Below are 19,452 nucleotides of genomic sequence, written 5' to 3'. Positions count from 1 at the left end.
TTTATTTTGTGGATATAATAATTGAAGCAAGAATTTTATTGATTTCAACTATATCAGATTTTATTGATTTAAATTGAATTTCTTCCAAATATCCAGACTGAAACAGTATTTCTAACCAATAGTCTGATTCATTAGCCTCTTTCTGAGCAATGGCTAATTTATGAATAAAATCTAGTTTGCTTTCTGCCTGCTCTGCTTCTCTAACCAAAGCCCCAATCGCTGTTCCGCTTCTAAGTAATTGTTTGCTTAGAACAAATTCCTTTCTATCATTACATAGAAACTTATACGATTGAACAATTTTTAAAGCAAAACCAAATGACTTAGTCTTAATTACATTTTCACTCATAGCAATTTACAATTCACAATTCACAATTATTTTAATTTCTCATTATTATGATGACGGTCGTGATCACGATTGGTTTTCAACGCCATTTTTTTATCAAAGGCCGCTTGTAAGTCAATACCGGTTTGATTGGCCAAACACAACACTACAAAAACCACGTCGGCCAATTCTTCGCCCAGGTCTTTGTTTTTATCGCTTTCTTTTTCGGATTGTTCGCCATAGCGACGTGCAATAATTCGCGCTACTTCACCAACTTCTTCCGTGAGTTGCGCCATGTTGGTTAGCTCGTTGAAATAGCGAACGCCGTGGTTTTTTATCCAGTTGTCAACTACTAATTGTGAATGTTGTAAGTCCATTTTTTATTTTTTCTTTCTTGTTTCAAAGTAACGTCTAATTCTTGGATTTATGAAAACTTCAAACAAACCCATAAATGAGCCAAAAAAAAGTCCTGAAAAAAGCGCTCGAAGAATATTCTTATTGGCTTCGGTGTAATACATGATTACCCCAAAAACTAATCCGTAGATTAAAAATCCTGTTAAGAATGTGATAAACTTTTGTTTCATTTTACTCTTTTTTAAGTACTATTTTTTCGTTTTGCTTTATGATGATTTCCTTATAGAAATTCTTTAGTACTTCATAATAATCAGCATCAATTATCGCTTGATTGATATCGTGAGTATAAAGTAACTGAATTTGATTGCCATTATTAGAAATATTGTACTTGAAGTTTCCGAGATTATCTGGTAATGCTATTGCTTTTGCTTGAGGTAATGTTTCAACAATATAGCCATTGGGCAATGTCAGAGTGACATTGAATTTGTCCTGATTAGGAAACACAAAATCAATTGGGTATTCTCGAGCCTCTTGTTTGAATGGATTATCCGTTTTTTCAAAAAATAAAAATGGAGAAAAATACATTTTATTCCCAATAATCTCAACGGAATTTGTTACTTTAAAGTCATAATTTTCAATAATTGGCAATTCTAAATCAATACTGTTTTGAACATTATAAGAACTTATTTCTACCCCTTGATACTCTTTTTCTAATTTTTCAATATAGCTTTGGGTTGCTATTCCATTGTATTTATCTCTAAATACATAGGCGTTATAATCAAAATATTGTTCTCTAACTTTTCCGTAAACTTCACCCGTTTCTTTTATAGTTGCCATAATATTTACTATATCTTTAGAATTAGTTTTAGGCATTAAATCAATCTCTAAAGTTGTTCCGTCTTTTTTAATCAATCGTCCTTGCCCATTTAAAGTTCTAATTGGCAACCTGTTTATATCGGACATCTTATCAGTAGCATCCATTAATAGCGTCGTGTTGTTTATTATAGCTGAAGCAATTACGTAGTTAAAAAGGGTTTTGTTAGGAAAATAAGCAATTCCATTTTCTCTAGTACTTAACAAGACTGGATTAGCATCAATACCAACCATGCGAAGCATCGACACTAACATTAAGTTTATTTCCGCTATATTACCTACTTTTTCGGAGTAGGCAATTTCTACTTTTCTTCTAGGATAGTAGCCGTATTTTTCGTTCCAATTCATTCTGTTTTTGACAAAATTGAAAATGCTTTTTGCTAATTCTTCTTGACTTAAGGAGTTATTTTTAATAGATAGGATTTCATTTTTATAATATTCAAAATTACTGATAGCAGCGTTAAAATCTTTATCTTCATAAATTGATTTCGCAACTGCTTCCCATGTAGTTGCTATTTGTTTTGGCTCTTGTTCAGGATATCTAATTACTTGTAACTCTTGTTCAAGTTTTCCATAATAATTATTAATATTGTTCACATAATCTTCTTCTTTTAATGCGGGAACATTAGAAGCCATGTAGTTGCTAATTATTTGTCTATAGCTCAAATTTTTACTTTGTGATGTAAAGCCAACTTTACCTTCAAAAGATTGTGAAGTTGTTTCAATTTTTTGATCTAAACTCAACTCAACATATCCTTTACGGATGCTTTTATAAATATAAAATTCTGGAATGAAGGACTTATATTCTGCAAAATCAAGTGGGATGTTGTATTGGTATTGAAAATCTGGAAGCGTTGAAATATTTTGAGATTCTAAGGTATACTCTAACTCGATTATCGAACCAACTTTGACATTTGGAAACGTAACCGACTTGACTTCCCAATATTCGTTTACATTTTCTTTGAATTTTCCTTCGGCCGATACTTTAGTTTTTATAACCTTATCGTTTTCTAGATTATAAGTATAACCGCTTTTAATACTTACATATTCATCCTCTAAAGTTTCATATCCAATATAATACGGAATGCTGAAGTTTGCCCACTTTAATCCTTCTTTTTTATAAATTTTTAGCTTTACCTGAAAAGTTGTAGACGATGTAAAACCTTTATCTTCAGAATATTTGAAATCAGTCTTCGCTTTTTTAAAAATAAAAGCTGCCGATGCCGATGTATCATGTTTATGTTGATTTTCGAGCAATTCTATTTTAGTTACCCGGTCTAATTCGAGTTTTTGAGCTAATGAATTAAAAGAAAAAAACACCAAACAAAAAAATACAAAATAGCATCTTATCATATTTATCCTTTTTTAAGCACTATTTTTTCGTTTTGCTTTTCGACTATTTCTTTGTAAAAACTTTTTAATTCTTCATAGTACTCTGAACCAATAATCGCTTGATTAGTATCATGAGTATAAAGTAATTGAATTTGATTTCCTGTATTAGAAATGATGTATTTAAAACTAGCCAAATTATCAGGCATTGCTAATGCTTTAGACTGAGGCAGCGATTCTACCACATAACCTTGAGGAATAGTCAAACTTACGCTAAATTTATCCTGATCAGGGTACACAAAATCGATTGGGTATTCTCTCTTTTCTTGTTTGAAAGGGTTTTCAGTTTGCGCAAAAACTAAAAACGGAGAAACATACATTTTATCTCCAATAATTTCTACAGCGTTTGTTGTGGTAAAATCATAATTCTCAATAATTGGAAGGCTTAAATCACTACTATTTTGAACTGCATACTCTCCAACTTCTAATCCTTGATAGCGCTTTTCTAACTTTTCAATATAACTTTCTTTAGAAACTGAGTTATTATTTTGCCTAAAGAGGAACGCATTATAATCGAAATACTGATCTCTAATTTTTCCTGAAACTTCTCCATTTTCTTTAATGGTAGCCATAATATTAACGATGTCTTTTGAATTTGATTTGGGCATTAAGTCTATTTCTGCTGAACTCCCATTTTTTCTAATTATCCTACCAAACCAGTTTAAATCTCTGATTGGTAGTATATCGGGCATAGAATATTTATTGGTTGCATCCATTAATATCACTTGATTTTGCAATTCAACTCCAGCTATGACATAATTATAGGCAGATTTACTTGGGAATAAAGAAATTCCGTTTGATCTTGTACTGACTAGTATCGGATTAGCTTCAAAACCAGCGTACCGTAACATGGCGGTCAACATCAGATTAATTTCGGCTACGTTTCCTTTTTTTTCTTGATAAGCTTTTTTAACACCATCGTCACAATACACACTATTGTACTCGTTCCAGTTCATTCTTGATTTTACAAAATTTAATAATGCTATGATTTGCTCTTCCTTTGAGGTAATTCCTTTTAAAACCTCATCGACATTTTTCTCAAAATATCCTGTTTTAATTAATTCGGGACCAAAATTTTCATTCTCATAAATTCCTTTTACTACTGATTCCCAATCGGTATTATAACTTTTATATGGACTTTGTGGGTATCTTGTCCCTGAAAGCTCGTGCATTATTTTAGCCTGATAATTTCCTATATTGTTTACGAATCCTTCATCTTTTATGGCTGGTATATTCTCGAGTGAATATTTAACGATATTTTCTTGAAAATTCATAGTTGAATTTATTCTTCTTGGTGCGGCTGTATTCATACCGCCAATTTTGTCTTCAGTGTATGTGAAATCTATATTTCTTCCAATAAATGTTTTATCGCTAGTAGGAACAAAATAACCTTTCAAGTGAGTGTTATAGAAAAAATATTCCGGAATGTATGTTGTATACTCCGAATATTTTACAGGTATTTCTTTTTGAAATTCCCACTCCGGAAAATTGGAGAAATAAGGCGATGAGATTACAATTTTATATTCGATTATAGAACCTACTCTTACATTAGGCATTGTTATTTTTTTTCTATTCCAATACTTGTTAACTTTTTCGTCAAACTCACCATCACTGTTCAGCTTAGACTTTTCAATTTTATCTCCAACCAAATTATAGGTAATCGCTTTTGTTACAGTAATTCTTTCAGCACCATTTCCGCCAACATAAATTCTTTCGGAATGATTGGCATATTCATATCCTTCTTTTTTATAGATTTTTATTTTAGTACTTATTTCAGTTACTATTTTAAATCCCTCATCACCAGAGTACTCAAATGACGTTTTCCCAACATTGAATAAAATCGCCGCCACTGCTGAAGAATCAGATGGACACACTTTTTCTTGAAGTTCTTGTAAGGTTACTTTTCCAAGTTCATGATTTTGTGAAAAACATACTGTGATTGAGAATAAAAATACGGTGTAAAATAAATATTTCATTTTCTAAGCTTTTGTAATTACTATTTTTGAGTTATCGGTTTTAGCAATGGTTTCTTTAAATTTTCGGTAACTTTCGTATTTAGATTTATCGTAAAATCCTTTTTTGATGATTAGTTTTCTTTTGCATTGAATTTTATTTGGATTTAAAGTAATGAATTCTATTTTATAATACCCAAATTCGGTATCTAATTCTAATCCGTTTGGTTTTGCTTCAACGATAAATCCATCTGGAATACCAATTTCTATATTTTCTTCACTGGTGTAACCTCTATCTATTTCAAAAGGAAATTCTCTCGTTCTGTATTTTTTAGGCACATACGAACTTTGATCGAAAGCATTTAGGGCAAACAATAATTTACCGCCTGAATTTTGAGCATAACCTTGTGCTTCTAATTCTAAATCTTCGGTAAATTCAATAGTCTTAGGATTATTATTGAAATTGATTTTCTTTATAGTTAGGTTATTGATATTACTATATTCTTCTTTGTAATTCTTTATTTGGTCTTCTCTACTCATGCGTTCTTTGCCGAACTCGTTATTATAACGCAATGCTTTAGAAATGATTTGTATTTTACCTTTCAAGTCACCATTTTCCGTGATGTTATAATTTCCAGTTGTTATTTGTATGTTATCATTTTCTGTGAAAACTTTGGTTTTTACAATTTCACCACCTTCGGGTTTAACTAGTAAAACATTTCGATCATCAGTAAAATTTCCTTGAAAACCAAAAGGTTGAATTTGGCTTGTACATTCTAACCAAATCAAATTTTTATTTACTGGCAATGTCAAAATCACATGATTTCCTTGTACAGAGGCAAAATCATTTTGCAAATCTTTTGTTTCATCATGATCTGCATAAACAACGGTATAGTAAGAAGAAACCCCAACCGTTTTTAAAAGGCATCGAGTATAATTGGTCAATGCTTTACAGTCGCCATAACCCAATTTATCTACATCTTTGGCAAGCATCGGTTTCCAACCGCCAATTCCAACTTGAATACTGACGTAGCGTGTTTTTTCTTGAACATACTTATATACTATTTTGGCAATTTCAACCGGATCCTTTTCAGTACCGATTAACTGTTTTATTTTTACTTGTGTATCTGCTGGAATTTCTTCGGTATCCGCCAAAAGTGAGTTGTAGTACCATTTTCCAAATTCCGCCCAATTAGAAGCCATCCCTTCTACATTTTCTAATTCAAAACGTTCTAGTGCAAAATATACGATTGGGAATATGTCAACAAAACTCGGACTAAGTTCCTCTCTTTTTTTAGCCACTAAATTTTTAGCAGAATAACTTATCGATGATGCAGTTTCTATTTTGTCTATTGGATATTTTGATTGAAAATTAATTTCTTTCTTTTTTAAAATTAATTCCGTTTTATAATTAATTGTTAACGAAGTGCTTTGTGTGCTAACAAGATACCCGTCCATTGGGCTCCATGGTGCAATAAATGCAGTATTTGAAGTTTCAATTTCTACTTCAAAAACCATAGTAAACGGATACGTAATTGGCGTGTAATCTAAATATAAAGCTCTATTGTCACTAAAAACCGAAAAACCATCAGCCACACTTATATCTCGAAAATCTTTTCTTTTGTAGCTTTTTAATTCTTTCCCTAAGGCATCATATGCAGTGGACTGAATTTTAATAACCCTTCTATTCTTATTGAAACTTTCGTATAAATCTAAATTTCTTAAACCCAATTCATTCAGAACAGTAGTAACTTGAACAGACTTTATAGACATTGATTTTTGAGAAGTAATATCAACGTTGATTTGACTTAATCGTATAACTGCATTGGCATTTTGCTTTAAAGAATCGGGTATGTTTAAGGTAGAATATTCCGATTTTTGACCAAAGCTTGATAAAGAAAATATAAGGAAAAATAATGTTAGAATAATTCGATCCATTATAACTAAATTTTCCCAAATATAAAAAAATTATAATTTTATTAATAATCTTATTCTTTATTTTTTGTATCAATTACTATCGTCACTGGTCCATCATTTACCAGTGCTACTTTCATATCGGCACCAAATTGACCGGTTTGTACTTTTTTGCCCAGTTCGTTTTCCATTTGAGCGATGAAAGCTTCATATAATGGAATAGCTATTTCGGGTTTGGCCGCTTTGATATAGGATGGACGATTGCCTTTTTTGGTCGAAGCATGAAGCGTAAATTGACTCACGATGATCATGTCGCCATCTACTTCTTTTAATGATAAATTCATCACATGGTTTTCATCGGCAAAAATTCGGAGATTGGCAATTTTTGCGGCAAGCCAATAGATGTCTTCTTGATTATCAGCATCCTCAATACCGAGTAAAACCAATAATCCTTTTTGGATGTTGGCTACTTTAACACCATCAATGGTTACGGAAGCTTCGTAAACACGCTGAATTACTGATTTCATTAATTTTTGTAAAAATTAAGTTCTATTAATTTATCAATTAATGATTGCTTAAATTTCAAATAAGAACTTAATTTTTCTAATTCAGATAATTCAATTTTTTGTCCAATAATTTGATATAAATCAGAAATATTTAAACCTTTATTCCGCTTTCTTTTTGTCTGGTCTTCTTTGGAAATACGAATAATACTTTCAATCGTACTTTTCGGATTATTAATCAACTCGGGATTTAAATGAATTCCTAATTCTGTGTTCGTTTTTTCTATTCCAATTTCACTTTTAAGCAATTCTCTATCTGCTATCATCCAAGCCTCAGTCATTTGGATTGGAACTATTGCTACCATTACTTTACAATACTCCTTTTCATCTTGAAGCAAAATAGCTTCATTTGCGGGAAATATTTTTGAATTAAATATTAATTCATCATTAATATCATCCGAATCTGTGTGAACAAACAAAAGTAAAATTCCAAATTTTTCAGAACCACATTTTGAAGCTTCCAAGACCTGATTAACAAAATCTAACCCTGACTTGTTTATTTCTATTATCTCCAAACTGGTTTCAATATCTCCTTTGCAATCCATAGAAACGTCTCTCAGCGTCCTTTCTACTACACTTGACAAGAACCTATTATCGGTTGAACCCTCTGTAAATAAACCTGCAAGAATAAAATTACTCATATTTACTATAAAATTGAGTCCTCAAATTGAGCTGTTTTTAAATAATCATTAACTAATGAAAGTGTCAATTTTCTATCTTGTTCTGAAAAAACTAGACTCAATTGTTTTAGTGAATTATCCTTAATAACAGGACTAATTTTAGTAGAATTAAGCTTTAACCTAAGTCCATTAAAATCTGTTAAAGTAGTTCTAGTTTGGGCGTACCAAATACTGACATTTTTATCATTCTTCCATACTTCCATATTACTAACTAAAACAGGCGAATGTGTATTAACAATGACTTGACGCAAAGGAACATCAACTTCGTTAAAATCAACACTTAAATCTTTAAGAAGTTCCGTCATAGCTTTAATTCTGAATGGGTGTATTCCGTTTTCAGGTTCTTCAAAACACAATAATCCAGTATGCTTTTCATCAAACTCTAAAATACATAGAGCTAAAATCCTTAATGTACCCTCGGATAATACTCTTGATGAGAATTCTTTTTTATCTACATCCTTAAGTTTAATCAAATATTGCTTATTTTCATTATCATCAACTACATCAACCTCTATAAAATTGGGTAAAAAACTATTTAACTTTCTTGATATTTCTTTTAATGAATATTTATCCGTTTGTTTTATTCTAAACAATGCAGCAGCAAGGTTTTTTCCACTTACTGAAATAGTGTCTTCACCATTATTTTTACTTGTTGCTTGTCGTAAATCTTCGGGATTTAATTGTAAAAACTTCCAACTTTTCATTTCCTCTTTTGCTGCTAAAACATGAGGAAAATCTATAGTGTCAAAACTACTCAAAACAGTCCTAGTTGCGTTACTAAGTGGGAATCTTCTTTTATTACCTGTTGTTCCATCTTGAGGAACTTGAATTATATCTAAACCATTTTCATTAACAGTTTCTATATATGGAATTCCTCTTTTTCCAGTTCCAACTTTAGGTCTCCAGAACTCTAATGACTTTTTTGAAATTATACTGGTAACCCAAACGTCTTCTTGGTGATTTAATTTTGAAAGATTTTCTTTTGATACTGTTAGATCTTGAATTCCTGAAAAATTAGTTATTCTTTTAATTGACAACTCATATCTTAATCTAGTATATTTAAGTTTAGCCTCATTCCCCCAGGCGTCTTTAATATTTTTATTTACTAACATTTCAACAACAAATTCCATTTCGGATGCGCAGTTATCATCACCATATTGCGTGAATAACTCTATAAATTCACCTCTTTGCTCACTAAAAGCTCTTTTCAGATTATCTGTTTCAGCTAACCTTGACAATAATGTCAGTGAATCAAATAAATTGCTTTTCCCTGATGCATTTGCTCCCGCAATGACCGTAAAAGGTGTAAATTCCATTTCAAAATTGTGAAAGGACTTGAAGCCGTTAATTTTGAGATATGTTATCATTATAAAAAAATTTAATAATCCAAAAATACAATTATTATTATAAACTAATTTTTCCTTGTTTCATCACTCGCAATTCGATCATCATTATACACATCCAGACGGTAATGTTCATCATCGCCTTCGAGAATTTTGAGATAGCTATTATAGCGTGACCACGCAATTTTGTTTTCTTCTAAGGCCTTTTTAACAGCGCAATTTGGTTCTTCTTTATGCAAACAATTGTTGAATTTGCATTCTTCCTGCAACTTAAAAAACTCTGGGAAATAGCCACTAACTTCAGAAGGCTCCATATCTACAATTCCGAAACCTTTAATTCCCGGCGTATCGATGATTTTAGCATCAAATGAAAGGTCGTACATTTCGGCAAATGTTGTGGTGTGTTGTCCTTGCTTGCTTTGTTGCGATATGGTTTTGGTTTTTAAATTCAAATTGGGTTCTAAAGCATTCACTAGTGTTGACTTACCTACGCCTGAATGTCCTGAAAACATGCTTACTTTTCCCGTCATTAATTGTTTTAACTGATCAAGACCTTTCTTTTCTAGGGCAGAAACTTTTAGAAATTTATATCCTATATCTGAATAAATATATTGCAAATACAATTGCTCATCCTGCATGGCTTCATCATAGGTATCAATTTTGTTAAAAATCAATACCGCTTCAATACCATACGCTTCAGCAGTCACCAAAAAACGGTCGATAAAACTGGTTGTTGTAGGAGGATTATTAATCGTAATTAACAGAAAAACAATATCAATATTGGAAGCAATGATATGGGTCTGTTTAGACAAATTCACCGATTTTCTGACAATGTAATTCTTTCTGTCGTGAATATCATGTATGGTTCCTGTAATGGTATCTGATGTGTCATCCAATTCAAAATCTACGACATCACCAACTGCAATAGGATTAGTGCTTTTAATGCCTTGCATACGAAACTTTCCCTTAATTCGGCATTCAAAAGTTTGATGGTCTTCGGTTTTTACCGTGTACCAACTTCCAGTAGATTTATAAACAAGTCCTGTCATGTGACAAAGATACCATTTCCAATTTATATTTTAAGGCATAAAAAAAGTTGCCATTTCTGGCAACTTAAATTTTTAAATCCTAAAATTGATTAGTATTTGTAAGCAACTCCTGTTTTGATAGCTTGAGAACCACCAAGACCATTAGAGTTAGCACCAACTGTAGTTTTATCAGCTACTTGCAAAACAAAAGGACACCCTAGTTTTGCAGCGTCCATTTTTAATTTTTTAGCTGCTTTTTTATCTCCCGTATTTCCTGTTTGGAAGTTGATTAATCCCGTTTTTCCACGAACTTCACCTACTTTTTTCAAACCAGCGATATACGATTTATCTTCAAGGATAACCACTTTTTCCCAATCGTCTTCACCATTGATTATGATTTTTTCAGTAACATCTTCTTGTCTTTTTGTTTTTCCGTAAACGATTTTTTCGACTGCATATTTACCGATAGTATTTTCTGCATCTTCTCCATCATACCTAAAAACAATAGTGTACTCATCTAAACGAAGTACTTTCCCTTCAACAGTTTCGCCACTGTGTTTGTAGATTTTGTCTAATTGTGCATTGGCTATTCCGAAGCTAAATACTAAGACAAGAGCTAAAATAATTTTTTTCATTCGATTTAAGTTTTATTTGTTTTTTTTGCAATGATACAAAAAATATATAAACAGAAATACATAAATTATTGTATTTATCTAGAATTAATAATTTTTTCTTGATGCGAGATACTTTCTTGATGAATGGCTTTGAACAGTTTTAAAATAAATTCCTCGCTTAATCCTCTTTCACTGCCATCTAAAATCATTTTTCCTAAAATTTCATTCCACCGTTTATTTTGAAGGACTGCAACATTTTTATCTTTTTTTAATACCCCAATTTGTTCTGCAACTTTCATTCTATTGCCTAAAATCTCTATTAATTTACTATCTGCAATATCAATATTGGCTCTTAGCTTTATCATTTCAGTATTGTAATCGTCTTCTTCGGTAGTCATTTTTTTGACTTTCAAGTCTTCAAAAATCTTTTTCAAAACAGTAGGCGTAACCTGCTGAGCAGCGTCGCTCCAAGCGTTGTCAGGATCAACATGTGTTTCTATTATCAATCCATCATAATTCAAATCTAATGCTTGTTGCGACACTTCCTGAATCATGTTTCGTTTCCCTGTAATGTGCGACGGGTCACAAATTAGAGGTAAATTGGGAAAGCGACTTTGCAATTCAATAGGCAATTGCCATTCCGGAATATTTCTGTATTTGGTTTTTTCGTATGTTGAAAACCCTCTGTGAATAACCCCCAGTTTTTTGATTCCGGCATTATACAAACGTTCCACGCCACCAATCCACAAAGCCAAATCGGGATTTACCGGATTTTTTATCAAAACAATTTTATCAGTTCCAACCAAAGCATCTGCAATTTCTTGCACGGCAAACGGATTTACAGTCGTTCGTGCACCAATCCACAACACATCAATATCGTGTTCCATAGCCAATTTAACGTGAGTCGCATTGGCCACTTCTGTTGCCATTAGTAAGCCTGTTTCGACTTTTGCTTTTTGTAGCCATTTTAAACCAATGGCACCAACGCCCTCAAATCCGCCTGGACGCGTTCTTGGTTTCCATAAACCCGCACGAAAAATACTAACATCCGAATGTTGCAATTCACGTGCAATTTTCAAAACTTGTTCTTCGGTTTCTGCGCTACATGGGCCAGCAATTACTAAGGGATGACTTAACTTAAAATCATCTAACCATTTTCTGTTTTCTATCGTAATATTCATAGCTTTTTTTATCTGTTGTAAATTTAGTAAAATCTAATTTGTAATTTTTTTCCCTTTTAACTACTGCTGTGTATTGTTTTTTCTAGGATTTAGTATTTAGAAAATTCTATTTTATTTTTACAAACAGCTGTAAAAGCACACAATGTCGCTTTCAAAAAATCATAAAATCATGATTTCTTCGTTATACTTTTATTAATTATTACATTTGCTCAAAACAGATAGGTATGTCAATAGAAGTTCAAAATATTTCCAAAAGTTATGGCACTCAAAAGGCGCTTGACAACATTTCTTTTTCGGTAAAAAAAGGAGAAATCGTTGGTTTTCTTGGTCCAAATGGTGCGGGAAAATCTACTTTAATGAAAATTTTAACCACCTTTATCCATGCTGATGAAGGAACTGCTTCGGTAAACGGGAGTGATGTTTCTGAAGACCAAAAAGCAGTACAACTTTCTGTAGGCTACCTACCCGAACACAACCCGTTGTATTTGGATTTGTATGTAAGAGAGTATTTAGCTTTCAATGCTGATGTCTATAAAGTGAGCAAAACCCGAATTGAAGAAGTAATTCAATTGACTGGTTTAACGCCTGAAAGTCATAAGAAAATTGGACAATTATCCAAAGGGTATCGCCAAAGAGTTGGACTAGCAACAGCATTGTTACACAATCCAGATGTTTTGATTTTAGATGAGCCAACAACAGGTTTAGACCCAAATCAATTGGTCGAAATTAGAAATGTGATAAAAAATGTTGGCAAAGACAAAACCGTTTTTCTTTCCACACACATCATGCAGGAAGTGGAAGCTATTTGCGACCGTGTCATTATTATTGATAATGGAAAAATTGTAACCGATAAAAAATTAAACAAATTAGTTTCTGAGGAAAAAGAACAAATTATAGAAGTGGAATTTGACAAAACTATTGATGCAACTTTATTGGCAAATTTAACAAACATTAAAACCTATAAAAATACTGTTGACAACATTTGGTTACTGACTTTCAATACCGAAGAAGACATGCGTCCGAAAGTTTTTGATTTTGCTCATGACAATGGATTGAAAACACTACAAATTAGTCTGAAAAGCAAAAATTTAGAACAGATTTTCAGGGAAAAAACAAAGAAGTAGTGTTCAGTAGCAGTTTACAATCAAAAAAACCGAAAACTGAGACTGTGCAAACTATAATTTTAAGGATAAATTACGTTCCCCTGATACAATTCTTCAACATCTACAATAAGTGGCACATTTTTCAAGATTAAATTCCCTGTGCTGCTCAGAACACCAGTTACACTTTGAATAGGATTTACAATCATATCGTTTGACCCGCGATGATAAACCCCAACATTTTGAGCAATTAAGTTCTGGGCTTCAATTCTGCCATCGCCAAAATAGAAATTAAAATTGGCGTTAATCGTTTGTCCCGAAAGATAAAACCGTGATACATTATTATTGCCAATAGTCAGTGTGGAATTATTGATATTCAAAATAAAATCGCCTGTTCCAGCTCCGCTTTCGCCATCGGCATCTTTATCTAGCGACAAAACTGTCAAGTTTGTAAAACTCAAAACACCATTAGAACTAATATTCCTATCGGTTTTCGAATAGACTTCTTCTAGTGTTGGCGTTGTGACTAAAATTTTGGTTTGACCATAATCGCGAACCCAATTGCAACTAGTATTGTCTTTGAAAATAAGTTGGTCACCATTTTGATTTACTTCAATATTATCAATAAAATTTTCGCCGGCAACAATTTGCACTTTATATTCTGTTCCTTGAGTAATAATCACTTCAATTCCGCGATATACTTTTATTTTTTTGAAATTAGTTACAGAAATGTCTTTAGTAATAATTGTTCCCGAACTTTCGATGCAATCGCTTGGTTTTTCGCAGGAATTGAAAGTAATGAATACGAATAGTAATAAAGATAACTTTTTCATGATTTTAATTTTAAATTCTATAACCAATTCCAAATTCCAATGCTTCAGCTAAAAAAAGATGCGTTTTGATTGTAAATCCTAAAAATATTTTATCGGTAAAATAATATTTTATACCCACTCTATCATAAATTGGAATATCCTTTTTGAAAGGTTGATACACATAATATCCAATTTGTGCTTCGAGAGAAATTCGGTTAATTATTAATTCGTGACCAATAAAAACTCCAATTCTTTTATAATCGGTGTTGGGTTCAACATTTTCTTCTGGATAAGCAACTGAATAATATTTTATGTATTCTTTGATGGATTGTGTTAAAAACAATTCGGCCCCAAACTGTAGCGCCGTTTTTCTATTCAATCTTTTGTCGGCATAAAAACCTACATGATAAAAAGGAAATTGTCCGCTATTGACTATGGGGTTTTCATTGACACCTGTTCTAAGAATAACATTATATTTTATTGGTTCCTTGTATGATTTTTTGACTTGAGTTGTATCCGCTATTCGGTTAAAATTTTCAGAAAAATTATAATTAACACCAAGATTTAAAAGGTAAGTATTAATGCCACTATTGGGCGATTTTACTCTTCCGTTGGAATAATGTGTAAATAAAATTCCGGCGTGAAAACCAATGTTTTTGAAAAGTGTTTGGTTATCGTAGGTAAATCCGAAATTGGTATTTCCCATTAATTTACTTCCAAATGCTTTATTTTTGCTATTATCTACTTTGTCATAAGGATTGGTAGTGAATGCAATTCCTTGAGAAATTTTGAATTGAAGTTGCCTTTTCCAAAAATAAAAATTATAAAAAGCACCTACAGCATAGTTTTGTCCCAATGGCTGACTTTTAAAATCTTGATACAGAAAATAACCGCCATATTCAGGGTAATTATAAGCTTGATGCCATTCTTTGGAACCGTCAGTTCTTTTGCCAAAATTAACCATTATCCCATCCGGATGACCATTTACTAGATGGTACATATCTTCTGTATGTGGCAAAGCATTTCCTCTTAACAGCGATACGTCTAGTGTGAAAGGATTTTTATTTTGGCTAAAAATCGAAAAAGAAAAAAACAAAAAAATAAGGTAAAACTTCCTCATTCAAAAAATTTAAGTTACAAATATAACTGAATATAATTTTGTGAATTCAGAATTAAAAAACTTCTTTCGCTATCTCCTTAATATTCTCGGCTTTTCCCATAGAATAATAATGCAAAACTGGAATTCCAGCAGCAACTAATTCTTTACTTTGTTGCGTACACCATTCTATTCCGATTTGCTTTACCGCGTCGTTATCTTTTGCTTTTACTACAGCCATAATCAAATCATCAGGCAATTCTAAAGAAAATCGATGGGGAATTAAATTCAATTGTTTCTTGGTTGCAATTGGTTTTAGACCTGGAATAATAGGAATGGTTATTCCGGCGGCACGAACTTTTTCTACATAATCAAAAAACTTTTTATTATCAAAAAACATTTGCGTAATAATATAATCGGCTCCGTTTTTAATTTTTTGTTTTAAGAAATGTATGTCGCTATCCAAACTCGGCGCTTCCATATGCTTTTCGGGATAGCCAGCAACTCCAATACAAAAATTAGTCTGCGCCGAGTTTTGTAAATCCTCGTCTAAATATATTCCCTTGTTCAAATTACTAATTTGCAAGACCAAATCGGTAGCATACTCATTCCCATCCTTTTCTGGATGAAAATAGGTTTCGGTTTTCAGGGCATCGCCTCGAAGTGCTACTACATTTTCAATTCCGAGAAAATCCAAATCAATCAATAAGTTCTCCGTGTCTTCTTTTGAAAACCCGCCGCACAAAATATGTGGAATAGCATCTACAGCATATCTATTTTGAATTGCTGCGCAAATTCCAACGGTTCCGGGCCTTTTTTTAACAATTTTCTTTTCCAATAAACCGCTGGGCAATTCCTTATATTCATATTCTTCCCGATGGTAGGTCACATCAATAAACGGAGGTTGAAACTCTATCAATGGATCAATACTATCAAAAATGGATTGAATATTTTGTCCTTTCAAAGGCGGTAAAATTTCAAAAGAAAACAAAGGTTTTCCGTTTGCTTTTTCTATATGTTGTGTTACTTTCATGAGCATCCCCAACCCTGCAAAGGAGGGCTTACTGACTGGGGTATATCAGATTTTAAATTAAGTTATTAATATCATTCATCGGGTTTATATTCCTCCCCTTTGGGGAGGTTAGGTGGGGCTTATATTCGGCGCAAGCCATTTGGTCGCCATTTCAGTGGAAATTCCTCTTCGTTTGGCGTAATCTATTACTTGGTCTTCTTTTATTTTTCCGAGTCCAAAATACTTACTATCAGGATGGGCAAAATAATACCCAGAAACCGACGACGCCGGCCACATGGCCATACTTTCGGTTAATCGTACTCCTATTTCTTGTTCTACGTTTAATAATTTCCAAATCGTAGGTTTTTCCAAATGGTCTGGGCATGCTGGATAACCGGGCGCAGGACGAATTCCTTTGTATTCTTCTTCGATTAAATCTTGATTAGATAAACTTTCTTCTGAAGCATAACCCCAAATTTCCTTTCTGACTTTCAGGTGCAAATATTCCGCGAAAGCTTCGGCCAATCGGTCACCCAATGCTTTCACTAAAATTGAATTATAATCGTCTAATTGTTTTTCAAATTCGGCAGCTTTTTCATCTACGCCAAATCCTGTGGTTACACAAAAACAGCCGATGTAATCTTGTTTTCCGCTGTCTTTTGGTGCCATAAAATCAGCTAATGCAATATTAGGCGCACCAGCCGTTTTTTGTGATTGCTGACGTAAGGTAAGGAAATGGACTTCGACAAGCTCAGTCTGACAAACTGCTATGTCATCGTCATTTATTGTATTTGCTGGGAAAATTCCGAGAATACCTTTGGCAGTCAACCACTTTTCGGAAACGATTTGGGTTACCATTTTTTGAGCATCAGCAAATAAAGAAGTGGCTTGTTCGCCAACAACCTCATCTGTTAATATCGCAGGATATTTTCCGTACAATTCCCATGAATTAAAAAAGGGTGTCCAGTCTATAAAATCAACCAATTCCGAAAGTTCAACGGCAACAGTTTTGGTGCCTATAAAATTTGGCTTCACGGGTTGAAAATTATTCCAATCCAACTGCAATTTATTTTTACGTGCCTCTTCAATAGATAGATAATTTTTATCCCGACTTCTATTTAAATACCCTTCACGCAATTTATCGTATTCGGCGCGAACTGTCTTGGCGTATTCAACTTTGGTTTCTGTCTGCAACAGATTACTGGCGACGGTTACCGCACGCGAAGCATCGTTTACGTGAACCACTGTTGCTTGATATTCTGGCGCAATTTTTACAGCGGTATGAGCTCGAGAAGTTGTGGCGCCACCAATCATAATTGGAATTTTGATGTTTAATTTATCCATTTCTTTGGCGAGATACACCATTTCATCAAGAGAAGGCGTTATCAATCCGCTTAATCCAATAATATCCACATGATGTTCAATGGCAGCTTGTATAATTTTTTCGGGTGGTACCATCACGCCCAAATCAATAATTTCAAAATTGTTGCAGCCCAAAACAACCGCTACAATATTTTTACCGATATCGTGCACATCGCCTTTTACGGTTGCCATTAATACTTTTCCAGCCCCCCCCGCTCCCGAAGGGGGAGCTACCAAGTTTGCTTTAATTTTTTTAATTACATTTTCTAAATCAAATAACACTTGATCATTTGTAAATCGAATTATTCTATAACCTTCCGATAACAACCACTTTGTTCTTTCAGCATCACTTATCTGATTTTCTGGTAATTGATGAATACTTCCGTCTACTTCAATAATTAAATTTAAGTTTAAACAGATGAAATCTGCTATATAATCACCAATAATATGTTGTCTTCTAAATTTTTTATTATCAATTCCTTTGTTGCTCAAAACGTTCCAAAGCACTTTTTCGGCTTCAGTTGGTTTATTTCTCATTTCTAAAGCAAATTGTTTTAATAATCCGTAGTTATAGGAATTAGCAGTAGCCCAATGTTGAGATGACTTAACTCCCCCTTTGGGGGTTGGGGGGCTTATAAAGGGCAAAAGATATGCCACAGCTTTTTTCATTACTCTCGCCGATTTTACTACTTGAGGCAAAAACATTTTTCCGCTTCCAAATAAATCTCCCACTACATTCATTCCAGCCATCAAATTGATTTCGATAACATCAATCGCTTTTTCCGATGTTGCTCTCGCTTCTTCAACATCTATTTCAATGAATTCGTCAATTCCTTTAACTAACGAATGGGTCAATCTTTCTTGGATGGTTCCATCTCTCCAAGCTCCCCTCTCCTTTGGAGAGGGGTTGGGGGTGAGGCCTCCTTTAAAACTTTCGGCTAAATCTAATAGTCGCTCGGTTGCGTCTTCTCTTCTGTTGAGCAAAACATCTTCAACATGTTCTAGTAGTGTTTTATCAATTTCATCATAAATCTCCAACATTTCTGGATTTACGATTCCCATAGTCATCCCGTTTTGAATAGCATGATATAAGAAAGCAGAATGCATGGCTTCACGTACTTTATCGTTTCCGCGAAAAGAAAAAGAAACGTTACTCACGCCACCAGAAATGCCGGCATAGGGTAGATTTTCCCGAATCCATTTGGTAGCTCGGAAAAAATCTAGTGCATTTAATTTGTGTTCGTCCATTCCGGTTGCCACCGGAAAAATATTTGGGTCAAAAATGATATCTTCGGCAGGAAAATGTACTTCATTTACTAAAATATCATAGCTTCTTTTACAGATTTCAATTCTGCGTTCGTAAGTATCGGCTTGCCCATTTTCATCAAAAGCCATTACGATTACTGCGGCTCCGTATCTTTTGATTAATTTGGCATGATGAATGAACGTTTCTTTTCCTTCTTTTAATGATATGGAATTTACGACACCTTTTCCCTGAGCTACTTTCAAACCCGCTTCAATGATTTCCCATTTGGAACTATCAATCATTACGGGAACACGAGCGATATCGGGTTCGGCTGCAATAAGGTTTAAAAATTTGGTCATGGCGTAAACGCCATCCAACATTCCTTCGTCCATATTGACATCGATGATTTGTGCGCCACCTTCTACTTGATCACGAGCTACAGAAAGTGCTTCGTCGTATTTCTCCTCTTTAATTAATCGAAGGAATTTTCGTGAACCTGTAACGTTTGTTCGTTCGCCTACGTTAATAAAATTAGTTTCAGGAGTTACAACTAAAGGTTCGAGACCGGATAATTTTAAGTATTTATTTAACGACATTTTATTCTGATTAAC

At 33.3% G+C, this 19,452-nt stretch carries 17 protein-coding genes; 1 reads left to right on the top strand and 16 read right to left on the bottom strand.

Annotation, left to right across the window (positions count from 1 at the left end; all coding sequences use genetic code 11):
* Window position 1: 1 nt before the first annotated feature.
* From ACIQ2L_RS10475 to ACIQ2L_RS10420, 12 genes are all read right to left on the bottom strand, one after another.
* Window positions 2-346, bottom strand: a complete 345-nt coding sequence (locus ACIQ2L_RS10475) for a four helix bundle protein (RefSeq protein ID WP_396158513.1) — start codon at window positions 344-346, stop codon at window positions 2-4.
* A gap of 26 nt (window positions 347-372) precedes the next feature.
* Entirely contained in the window at window positions 373-699 is a 327-nt protein-coding gene (locus ACIQ2L_RS10470) for a nucleotide pyrophosphohydrolase (RefSeq protein ID WP_396158511.1), read from the bottom strand.
* 3 nt (window positions 700-702) lie between these two features.
* Window positions 703-906 (bottom strand): hypothetical protein, encoded by a 204-nt coding sequence (locus ACIQ2L_RS10465; RefSeq protein WP_396158509.1) that lies wholly within the window; start codon window positions 904-906, stop codon window positions 703-705.
* A 1-nt stretch (window position 907) separates the two neighbouring features.
* Window positions 908-2,902, bottom strand: coding sequence for a DUF3857 domain-containing protein (locus ACIQ2L_RS10460; protein ID WP_396158507.1), 1,995 nt, complete (start codon window positions 2,900-2,902; stop codon window positions 908-910).
* Between the two features lie 2 nt (window positions 2,903-2,904).
* The gene (locus ACIQ2L_RS10455; RefSeq protein WP_396158505.1) at window positions 2,905-4,914 is read right to left on the bottom strand and encodes a DUF3857 domain-containing protein; all 2,010 of its coding nucleotides are present in this window, start codon (window positions 4,912-4,914) and stop codon (window positions 2,905-2,907) included.
* Between the two features lie 3 nt (window positions 4,915-4,917).
* Complete coding sequence (locus ACIQ2L_RS10450; protein WP_396158503.1) at window positions 4,918-6,828, bottom strand: DUF3857 domain-containing protein; 1,911 nt, start codon at window positions 6,826-6,828, stop codon at window positions 4,918-4,920.
* A 50-nt stretch (window positions 6,829-6,878) separates the two neighbouring features.
* Window positions 6,879-7,331 carry a D-aminoacyl-tRNA deacylase gene (dtd, locus tag ACIQ2L_RS10445; RefSeq protein WP_396158501.1) on the bottom strand — a complete coding sequence of 151 codons (453 nt, stop codon included), beginning with the start codon at window positions 7,329-7,331 and terminating at the stop codon, window positions 6,879-6,881.
* A complete protein-coding gene (locus ACIQ2L_RS10440) occupies window positions 7,331-8,008 on the bottom strand; it encodes a hypothetical protein (RefSeq protein ID WP_396158499.1) in 678 nt (225 codons plus the stop codon). Before ACIQ2L_RS10440 ends, dtd begins: the two co-directional genes overlap by 1 nt.
* Window positions 8,009-8,013: 5 nt before the next feature.
* A complete protein-coding gene (locus ACIQ2L_RS10435) occupies window positions 8,014-9,414 on the bottom strand; it encodes an AAA family ATPase (protein WP_396158497.1) in 1,401 nt (466 codons plus the stop codon).
* 44 nt (window positions 9,415-9,458) lie between these two features.
* Entirely contained in the window at window positions 9,459-10,439 is a 981-nt protein-coding gene (rsgA, locus tag ACIQ2L_RS10430) for a ribosome small subunit-dependent GTPase A (RefSeq protein ID WP_396158495.1), read from the bottom strand.
* Window positions 10,440-10,528: 89 nt separating this feature from the next.
* Entirely contained in the window at window positions 10,529-11,053 is a 525-nt protein-coding gene (locus tag ACIQ2L_RS10425; protein ID WP_396158493.1) for a hypothetical protein, read from the bottom strand.
* Window positions 11,054-11,127: 74 nt separating this feature from the next.
* Window positions 11,128-12,213, bottom strand: a complete 1,086-nt coding sequence (locus ACIQ2L_RS10420; RefSeq protein WP_396158491.1) for a chorismate mutase — start codon at window positions 12,211-12,213, stop codon at window positions 11,128-11,130.
* A gap of 224 nt (window positions 12,214-12,437) precedes the next feature.
* Here ACIQ2L_RS10420 and gldA point away from each other — a divergent pair, with 224 nt between their 5' ends.
* Complete coding sequence (gene gldA, locus ACIQ2L_RS10415; RefSeq protein WP_396158489.1) at window positions 12,438-13,337, top strand: gliding motility-associated ABC transporter ATP-binding subunit GldA; 900 nt, start codon at window positions 12,438-12,440, stop codon at window positions 13,335-13,337.
* Between the two features lie 59 nt (window positions 13,338-13,396).
* Here the strand turns inward: gldA and ACIQ2L_RS10410 are convergent, their stop codons facing one another.
* The 4 genes from ACIQ2L_RS10410 to ACIQ2L_RS10395 all read right to left on the bottom strand — a co-directional run bounded on the left by ACIQ2L_RS10410 (window position 13,397) and on the right by ACIQ2L_RS10395 (window position 19,437).
* Window positions 13,397-14,146, bottom strand: coding sequence for a head GIN domain-containing protein (locus ACIQ2L_RS10410; RefSeq protein ID WP_396158487.1), 750 nt, complete (start codon window positions 14,144-14,146; stop codon window positions 13,397-13,399).
* Between the two features lie 10 nt (window positions 14,147-14,156).
* On the bottom strand, window positions 14,157-15,245 hold the full coding sequence (locus tag ACIQ2L_RS10405) for an acyloxyacyl hydrolase (RefSeq protein ID WP_396158485.1): 1,089 nt from the start codon (window positions 15,243-15,245) through the stop codon (window positions 14,157-14,159).
* Window positions 15,246-15,297: 52 nt separating this feature from the next.
* Window positions 15,298-16,254 carry a methylenetetrahydrofolate reductase [NAD(P)H] gene (metF, locus tag ACIQ2L_RS10400; RefSeq protein WP_396158483.1) on the bottom strand — a complete coding sequence of 319 codons (957 nt, stop codon included), beginning with the start codon at window positions 16,252-16,254 and terminating at the stop codon, window positions 15,298-15,300.
* A gap of 108 nt (window positions 16,255-16,362) precedes the next feature.
* A complete protein-coding gene (locus ACIQ2L_RS10395) occupies window positions 16,363-19,437 on the bottom strand; it encodes a vitamin B12 dependent-methionine synthase activation domain-containing protein (RefSeq protein ID WP_396158481.1) in 3,075 nt (1,024 codons plus the stop codon).
* Window positions 19,438-19,452: the final 15 nt, after the last annotated feature.

Origin of the sequence: Flavobacterium sp., assembly GCF_044369455.1 — a bacterium.
Taxonomy (GTDB): Bacteria; Bacteroidota; Bacteroidia; order Flavobacteriales; family Flavobacteriaceae; genus Flavobacterium.
This window is presented reverse-complemented; position numbering and strand designations above follow the sequence as displayed.

Bases quoted from the DNA above. Each gene is read 5' to 3' on its own strand.
- ACIQ2L_RS10465 (WP_396158509.1), bottom strand. From the start codon at position 906: ATGAAACAAAAGTTTATCACATTCTTAACAGGATTTTTAATCTACGGA.
- ACIQ2L_RS10475 (WP_396158513.1), bottom strand. From the start codon at position 346: ATGAGTGAAAATGTAATTAAGACTAAGTCATTTGGTTTTGCTTTAAAA.
- gldA (WP_396158489.1), top strand. From the start codon at position 12,438: ATGTCAATAGAAGTTCAAAATATTTCCAAAAGTTATGGCACTCAAAAG.
- dtd (WP_396158501.1), bottom strand. From the start codon at position 7,331: ATGAAATCAGTAATTCAGCGTGTTTACGAAGCTTCCGTAACCATTGAT.
- ACIQ2L_RS10470 (WP_396158511.1), bottom strand. From the start codon at position 699: ATGGACTTACAACATTCACAATTAGTAGTTGACAACTGGATAAAAAAC.
- ACIQ2L_RS10450 (WP_396158503.1), bottom strand. From the start codon at position 6,828: ATGGATCGAATTATTCTAACATTATTTTTCCTTATATTTTCTTTATCA.
- ACIQ2L_RS10420 (WP_396158491.1), bottom strand. From the start codon at position 12,213: ATGAATATTACGATAGAAAACAGAAAATGGTTAGATGATTTTAAGTTA.
- ACIQ2L_RS10455 (WP_396158505.1), bottom strand. From the start codon at position 4,914: ATGAAATATTTATTTTACACCGTATTTTTATTCTCAATCACAGTATGT.
- ACIQ2L_RS10440 (WP_396158499.1), bottom strand. From the start codon at position 8,008: ATGAGTAATTTTATTCTTGCAGGTTTATTTACAGAGGGTTCAACCGAT.
- rsgA (WP_396158495.1), bottom strand. From the start codon at position 10,439: ATGACAGGACTTGTTTATAAATCTACTGGAAGTTGGTACACGGTAAAA.
- ACIQ2L_RS10460 (WP_396158507.1), bottom strand. From the start codon at position 2,902: ATGATAAGATGCTATTTTGTATTTTTTTGTTTGGTGTTTTTTTCTTTT.
- ACIQ2L_RS10395 (WP_396158481.1), bottom strand. From the start codon at position 19,437: ATGTCGTTAAATAAATACTTAAAATTATCCGGTCTCGAACCTTTAGTT.
- ACIQ2L_RS10405 (WP_396158485.1), bottom strand. From the start codon at position 15,245: ATGAGGAAGTTTTACCTTATTTTTTTGTTTTTTTCTTTTTCGATTTTT.
- ACIQ2L_RS10410 (WP_396158487.1), bottom strand. From the start codon at position 14,146: ATGAAAAAGTTATCTTTATTACTATTCGTATTCATTACTTTCAATTCC.
- ACIQ2L_RS10425 (WP_396158493.1), bottom strand. From the start codon at position 11,053: ATGAAAAAAATTATTTTAGCTCTTGTCTTAGTATTTAGCTTCGGAATA.
- ACIQ2L_RS10435 (WP_396158497.1), bottom strand. From the start codon at position 9,414: ATGATAACATATCTCAAAATTAACGGCTTCAAGTCCTTTCACAATTTT.
- metF (WP_396158483.1), bottom strand. From the start codon at position 16,254: ATGAAAGTAACACAACATATAGAAAAAGCAAACGGAAAACCTTTGTTT.